The sequence below is a fragment of the Evansella sp. AB-rgal1 genome (genome assembly GCF_041820985.1).
Lineage (GTDB): Bacteria > Bacillota > Bacilli > Bacillales > Salisediminibacteriaceae > Evansella.
Genome location: NZ_JBGUAU010000013.1, coordinates 169,070 through 176,324, shown reverse-complemented (window position 1 = coordinate 176,324; position 7,255 = coordinate 169,070). Strand labels below are relative to the sequence as shown.

Genomic DNA, 7,255 nt, shown 5'->3' with positions numbered 1-7,255 from the left:
CCCCATGCTGGGCGCACCAAAAACTGCCAAGTTATCACAACTTGGCAGTACTACTTCTATTAAACTAGCACTATTTTTAAACTAAATCACACGCTGCTGCAGGCATCCAATGCTCATCCTGGCCATCCCACTTCACATTGCATCCAATAGGATTCGTTAGTGGAACACTGATCTTTTTACCAGCAACATGCTCCGATAAAGCGCTTTCTAAATCGTTCACTGTAATCTTACTTGCATCTCGAGGGTTATCCACTCCACGCCCTGTGTACACAAGCTTACGATCCTTATCAAATACATAAAAATGTGGAGTACGTAACGCACCATACGCCTTCGCAACTTCTTGAGACTCATCTCTTACATACGTCCACGGAAACTTTTGCTCCGCCATTCGTTCTACCATATGCTCAAACGAATCATGTTCGTATGTATTTTTGCTGTTTGAATTAATGCCAACAAACTGAACCCCTTTGTCCGCGAATTTCTCTACTGTTTGCCGCGTAACTTCATCGGAACCTGTTACAAACGGACAATGATTGCATGTGAAAAACACAACTAACGTTTCTGCATCAGAAAAATTCTCCAAGGAGTACGTCTTCCCATCCGTTGCTGGAAGAGAAAAACTCGGAGCTTGCTCACCTAACTGTAAAGTAAATGTCATGTCCATATTCCTCCTATATTGTGTTTGTGTTTCATCTAATAGTGTACCAATATTTTGTTCGAAGATAAACAATAGTCAGTATATTGGTGGCTAATTCAAGTGAAATTATTCGATTATCCGAACCTTGTATCTAGAAATTTGTAGTAATTCCATTTATTAGGTCCGAGAATAGCTAGCTAAGTCTAGCTAAGTAACTTCTCTAAGAAAATCGAATGAGTATTTTCCGATAGGTTAGCTAATCTTCAAATTGAGGGGGAAAATCATGTATTTGGATAATAAAATCATTTAATTTGAACAAGAAATCATGTGAACTCATACATAAATCATGTAATTTCAGTCAAATGGGATCTGAAGTCACAATTCCTTCACATCTTTGCAACAGAACGTTCACATATGTGATGAGTTTCACATACTTTTTCATTATATACTATGAGTGAAGATAGTTAGTGATCACTCACACACATAACAAACCCAAAAGAGTTTGTTCCGCATCACAGAAGCTATTATATAACTTATTAATTTACTGATGATTGATTACAGACAATCTTCCAATAAATCAAACCCTACGAGGAGGAACTTATTATGTTTATGAATTTCTTAAGAAACAATGTATACGCTGCTGGAGCTTTAACGTTATTACGTATCTATCTTGGATGGTCTTGGATGACTGCAGGTTGGGGCAAAGTAACTGGTGATTTTAGTGCTGCTGGATATTTAAACGGAGTAGTTGCTAACGAAACAGTAATGAACACTTACCCAACATATCACGCGTTTATCGAAACTTTCGCACTCCCAAACGCAGGAGTATTTAGCTTCATGGTTGCTTGGGGCGAGTTACTAGTTGGAATTGGTTTGATTCTTGGAGTATTAACAACAGCGGCAGCATTCTTCGGAATTATGATGAACTTTGCTTTCATGTTTGCAGGAACTGTATCTACTAACCCTTGGATGATTCTTTTAACAATTTTCATCCTAGCTGCTGGCTACAACGCTGGTAAATTTGGTGGAGACCGCTACGTATTACCTTATATCAACACAGTAGTTTTCAAAGGAAAATTTGTTAAAGCTACAGCGTAAGCATCATAGGTAATAAACAACAAAAAGAAAGAGCACCTTTTCTCCCCCTTGAGAAGGTGCTTTTTCGCAGGAAGCAGTGGGGACGGTTCTTCCTGCTTCTGTTTAGAATGACTATAAAAAGAAGCAAAGAGAACCGTCCCCAATGCTTCCCCCATGCTAACTCATCGCTTGCTGAACATGTTTTTTCCTCTTTTCTTAGCATCGTACAACGCTTCATCTGCTACTTTAATTAAAGTATCTATTTCTTCTCCGTCCTTTGGATACATCGCTATTCCTATACTACAAGTGACATAGTAAGTTACACCGCTATATTCCCAGGGCTTTTCAGCTTCTTCTAATATGCGTTGTGCTACTGATGTTACCTCTGCCTCTGACTCGATATGTTCTAATAAAACATTAAATTCATCTCCACCTATTCTTGCAATTAAATCTGTTTCCCTCAAACAGTTTTTCAACCGGAAAGCAAAGGATTTCAGAAAAACATCCCCTGCATCGTGACCTAATTCATCATTAATTGGTTTAAAATTATCACAATCTAAATACATAATTGCTACCTGTGTTCCATTTTTTCTTGCATGTACCATTGCTTTTTTTAACCGATTGGAGAACATACTTCTATTGGGAAGTTCCGTTAGAGCATCATGATAGGCCATATAATGTATCTTTTCCTCATATTTTTTCCTAGCTGTAATATCTTCTCCAACAAATAGAATACTCTCGATCTTATTATCTGTATCAAAAATAGGAATCATATCATATCTTAGCCACACAGTGTTCCGGTAAGCATGGTAAAAACGTGCCTCTTCCGAACGAATGGTTTGCACATTTTTAATTCTGTTAAAGGAATCTATCAATTTCTGTTCATCCTCATGATAAACGAACTGCTTTAAATGCTTATCCAAAAAATCACTTGGATTAATACGCAAAACCCTCTTGTGAGATGGGGATGCGTAAACAACTTTCCCTTCAGTTGTTAGTAGTTGGATAATATCTGTAGAGTTTTCTGCAATAAGTCGATAGAGCTCTTCACTTCTTTTTAAATCCTTTTCTAACTGCTTTCGCTCCGTTATATCTCTTACAATGGAATGAATCGCTTGCTTTCCTTTGTAGTGTATCAATATCGTAGTTACTTCCACATCGATTGATTTTCCATTAATCGTAATAATTTGCTCCTCGTCCTTCACAACCTTCTTTTCCTTTAACAACTGTTCGTTCCTCTCACGTACTTTTTTCTTATAAGAAATTGTAGAAAAATCATATATGGATTTTCCAAATAGTTGTTCTAATCCACTAGCCTCTAATAATCGAACAGCTGCTGTATTACAATATTGAATAAAACCATCCTGATGAATAAAAATAGGATCAGGTGATTGATTTACTAAATCACTATAGCGCTCTTCACTCTCTTTAATCGCTTCATACATTCTTTTTTCAACGGTAATATCTCGGGCAATACCATAAATCCCAACAACATCATTATCAACAAAAATCGGAATGTTTTTTACTAAGCATTGTACATGGGGGCCCTCTTTATGGATAATAGTCAGTTCATACTTTTGCTGTTCCCCTCTGATCGCCCCTTTGAAGCGTGCTATTGACTTGTCTTTATCTTTTTCGGCGATAATATCAAGAAATGTCTTAAACAATAGCTCCTCTACTTTGTATCCTGAAATTACTTCTCCAGCCTTATTAAGGGTAAGAAAATTCCCCTCTAAATCCAAGGAAAATATCGCATCCGAATTCAGCTGTACTAGAGATTCATACCTTTGTTCGTTTACTTTTAGTTTCACTAATTCTTTTTTACGCTCGGTTATATCTCTTGTAACAGCGATAATATAATCAACCTCTCCGCTTTCAGCAAAAATCGGAGTAAGCATTGTTTCTCCAACGAAGCCATTCATGCTGTCGTCTTCATATTGAATCTGCGTTTTCCTCTGGGTTACCTCCATATATCTCTCTTTTAAAAAACTGGCAATTTCTCCAGGTATTGCACTACTTATTTCTTTATTCAGATCACTTTTGGACAATCCTGCCAACTGCATTCCCGCTTGATTCATCATTACATAGTAAAATGAATTATTCATTACTCGCATTACAAAAATTGCATCTCTAAAACAATCAATAAATGTTACAAAATCTTCTTTGTTTTTTTCAAAAAGTTTATTAAGCATATCGTATTTCTCCTAACGAATGACAAAGAATAATAACAAAACAATAACACAATACTTAATAGTACCTGTTCCTATATACAAGATTTGTGTTAGAATTAAGACATATTAACACAAATTCCGATATTTTTTTGCAAAGTGGTGGCGACTTACATGTATAGCAAACTTAGAGCTATTTCTATAAATAAAGTATTAGTATTATCTATCTATTTCGTTCTTATCGTTTCCCTTATTCTTTATTTACATTCTATTGCACACGAGTTACTTCAATACAATGGCCTACTCTCAAGTCTTTTACAAATAGGCTTTATTCTTTATATAGATAGGTAAAGGTTTGAAGTTATCTCCCCCTTTTCCCCCTGTTCACACCGTACATGAGACTTTCACCTCATACGGCGTTCCAACTAATCCATTTAATTTAGTCATAGATACATTTGAAACAACTGTATCTCAGCGTCTTCCGTTTTAATAAGTCGGTGCCACCCTTGGGTGGTAAACCTCTATTAGTCTTACAAGAACCTTATTATTCGATAAAGAGTCGTCTTACATGATTAAATGAAACTTCATTAGTCTAGTGGCTATCCCTCCGTGTGGATTAGACATTTCATAGGTACTGTGCCACCACTTTCACTAATATAAAAACAAGTTATTTCATAGCTAATATCACTATGTTTTTCCTTGTTACCGTTTCTCAGGGAGTAAGCCCTCCACGTCATCAGCTTACAACGTTGAGTTATATCTATTATGAAATAAACTTAGGTGCTTCCTATAAGCCTGTTAGCATTCATACGCCTGTAACATATCATGGATTTTCATATTAGCAAGTCTTACTCATCCACAGCTAACCTCACATTTGGTGATATACACATTTCTATGTATTGGAGGTATAGACCCGTACCTTCAGAAGTTTGTCAGCAAAACCCTTATTTTTGTGGGATTTAATGCATTCTCACCATATTTATTCAACACAAGCATCATGATTTACACCACCTTCGCAGGTAGGTTTTCGTCAGCCGAACTGTTACGGTAAATTCTCACGCCTTTTCACCGAGCTTATAACACTAGCATTCTTACTAAATTAAGTGCTATTCGACTAAGAGAGAGCCCTTCGGGACGTTACTCCTTCATTTGACTCTTCAATATAACCCTTCAACTCCCCGAAGGGGAATTGTCTACCTTTTACCTGAGTAATGTGACCATTCTCAATTTGGGGTAGAAACATTTCGCACTGTTATTCTCCCCGTTTCTATATATCATATTATCAATAAATAAAAGACTGAAACAAACGCTCCACGATCTGGCATTGAGAGAATCAACGTTAACCTCTATTCTCGATAGCATGGAAGATGGCGTTATCGCTTGTGATCGCAATGGGAAAGTCACGTTCATGAATCAAGCATATCGTGACATAATCGGAGAGAATGACAATGATCTATCAATCGGTCTTTTGAATAAAACATTGCAAGGACAACATGTAGACAAGGAAACATATCCTATTAAGAACTCAGCAAATGACATTACATTAATCAAAACGAATGGCAAGCAAATTCGTGGAAAAAGTGATGAAACACTCGGTGCACTTCTCGTTGCAAAAAATATTACAAAAGAAGAACAGATTAAAAAAGCATTACAGGAAAGTGAGCAACGTTATCGTACTTTAGTGGATTTAGCTCCTATTTCCATTTTTGTAAAAATGGACGATACATTAGCGTATATTAACCAATTTGGTGCAGAAATGATAGGGGCTAACGATCCGAAAGAAATTATAGGTCGACCATCTTCTGACTTTATCCCACCAGAACTTCGTCATCTTGTGGATACTAGAACCAAAACTATCTTGGATAATCGTGTTTCATTGCAACCATACGAAACAAAATTACTTCGCTTAGATGGGAAAACAGTAGATGTACAAGCAAACTCAACAAAGATTATGTATAAAGGAAAAGAAGCTATTTTAGGAATGAATATGGATATAACAGATAAAAAAATATCCGACGAGAAAATTATTCATATGGCTTTTCACGATCCTCTAACAGACTTACCAAATAGAAGATATTTCACCCAGCTGCTTACACAACGAATAATACAAGTACAGCGAAATACTACATTCGGTATATACTGCTTAGACTTAGACAACTTTAAGCACATCAACGACTGGTTAAATCATTCGAATGGAGATAAAATTATTCGTGAAGTCTCGATGCGGCTAAAATTATGTGTAGATAAGGAAACGGTTGTCGCACGTGTTTCTGGCGATGAATTTATGATCATGCCACCAGTTGAAACGGATGAATCTTACTTGAAAAAGCTAGCAATGAAGATACTAACTGCCATTTCTAAACCGTTTATTATTGAAGGGATTGAATGTCATGTAACTTCAAGTATAGGCATTAGTATGTATCCTAACCAAGGAGTTACTGCCGATACTTTAGTAAAAAATGCGGCTATCGCAATGTTTTCAACCAAAATCAACGGGAAGAATTCCTATACTTTTTTTCATCAAGAATTACAGGATCAATTGACCATAAAAAGAGAAATGGAATTGGATTTACAAAAAGCACTAAAGCAAAATGAATTTACATTATATTTTCAGCCACAAATTAATACAAAGACGAACACCTTATTTGGTGTGGAGGCACTTATACGTTGGCAGCATCCTAGAAATGGGCTTGTATCACCTAATGAGTTTATTCCCATCGCAGAAGAAAGCGGTTTCATTGTTTTTATCGATGAATGGGTCTTACGAGAAGCATGTAAACAAATTAAAAAGTGGAACGAAATATTCGGTTTCCTAATCACTGTCAAGGTGAATTTGTCTGCAAAGCAATTTTACCAAAGAGACTTAGTTAGTCTTGTCTCTAAGGTATTAACAAGCAATTCTCTTCCTCCTTCATGTTTGGAATTGGAAATCACAGAAAGTACGATGATGAAAGACAAAAATAAAGCATTGAGTACACTATTACAGCTTAATCAATTAGGAGTAAAATTATCGCTTGATGATTTCGGAACAGGCTTTTCTTCTTTAAGCTATATAAAAGACTTTCCAATCGATACAATTAAAATAGACCGCTCTTTTATTCATAACATATTTAAAGATACTAAAAGCCAAGCAATCGTTAAAACAATTATTAACCTTGCACATAGTTTAAAGTTACAAGTTATTGCTGAAGGAATAGAAACCGAAGAACAAGCTCAATTTCTACAAAAACATAGCTGCCACCTACTCCAGGGGTTTCTATATAGTAAACCAATACCAGTGGAGGAATTAGAACCATTTATAAAACAAAGCAAAACTTAGAAGCAGTGGGGACGGTTCTCTCTGCTTCTTTTTAGAATGATTATAATTAGAAGC

General features: G+C 36.1%; 5 protein-coding genes. 3 read left to right on the top strand and 2 right to left on the bottom strand.

What is annotated here, in order from left to right; all coding sequences use genetic code 11:
* Positions 1-76: 76 nt before the first annotated feature.
* Positions 77-658: a thioredoxin family protein gene (locus tag ACERII_RS13035; protein WP_373642804.1), complete on the bottom strand. Its 582-nt coding sequence runs from the start codon at positions 656-658 to the stop codon at positions 77-79.
* Between the two features lie 582 nt (positions 659-1,240).
* Here ACERII_RS13035 and ACERII_RS13030 point away from each other — a divergent pair.
* Positions 1,241-1,735, top strand: a complete 495-nt coding sequence (locus tag ACERII_RS13030; RefSeq protein ID WP_373642802.1) for a DoxX family protein — start codon at positions 1,241-1,243, stop codon at positions 1,733-1,735.
* Between the two features lie 161 nt (positions 1,736-1,896).
* Here the strand turns inward: ACERII_RS13030 and ACERII_RS13025 are convergent, their stop codons facing one another.
* Entirely contained in the window at positions 1,897-3,906 is a 2,010-nt protein-coding gene (locus ACERII_RS13025; protein ID WP_373642801.1) for a PAS domain S-box protein, read from the bottom strand.
* A 150-nt stretch (positions 3,907-4,056) separates the two neighbouring features.
* Here ACERII_RS13025 and ACERII_RS13020 point away from each other — a divergent pair, with 150 nt between their 5' ends.
* Entirely contained in the window at positions 4,057-4,233 is a 177-nt protein-coding gene (locus ACERII_RS13020) for a hypothetical protein (RefSeq protein ID WP_373642800.1), read from the top strand.
* A 973-nt stretch (positions 4,234-5,206) separates the two neighbouring features.
* Complete coding sequence (locus ACERII_RS13015) at positions 5,207-7,201, top strand: EAL domain-containing protein (RefSeq protein ID WP_373642799.1); 1,995 nt, start codon at positions 5,207-5,209, stop codon at positions 7,199-7,201.
* The last annotated feature ends 54 nt before the right edge of the window (positions 7,202-7,255 follow it).

What these genes read in the sequence shown, in the direction of transcription:
- ACERII_RS13035 (WP_373642804.1), bottom strand. Translation starts at nt 658, where the DNA reads ATGACATTTACTTTACAGTTAGGTGAGCAAGCTCCGAGTTTTTCTCTT.
- ACERII_RS13030 (WP_373642802.1), top strand. Translation starts at nt 1,241, where the DNA reads ATGTTTATGAATTTCTTAAGAAACAATGTATACGCTGCTGGAGCTTTA.
- ACERII_RS13025 (WP_373642801.1), bottom strand. Translation starts at nt 3,906, where the DNA reads ATGCTTAATAAACTTTTTGAAAAAAACAAAGAAGATTTTGTAACATTT.
- ACERII_RS13020 (WP_373642800.1), top strand. Translation starts at nt 4,057, where the DNA reads ATGTATAGCAAACTTAGAGCTATTTCTATAAATAAAGTATTAGTATTA.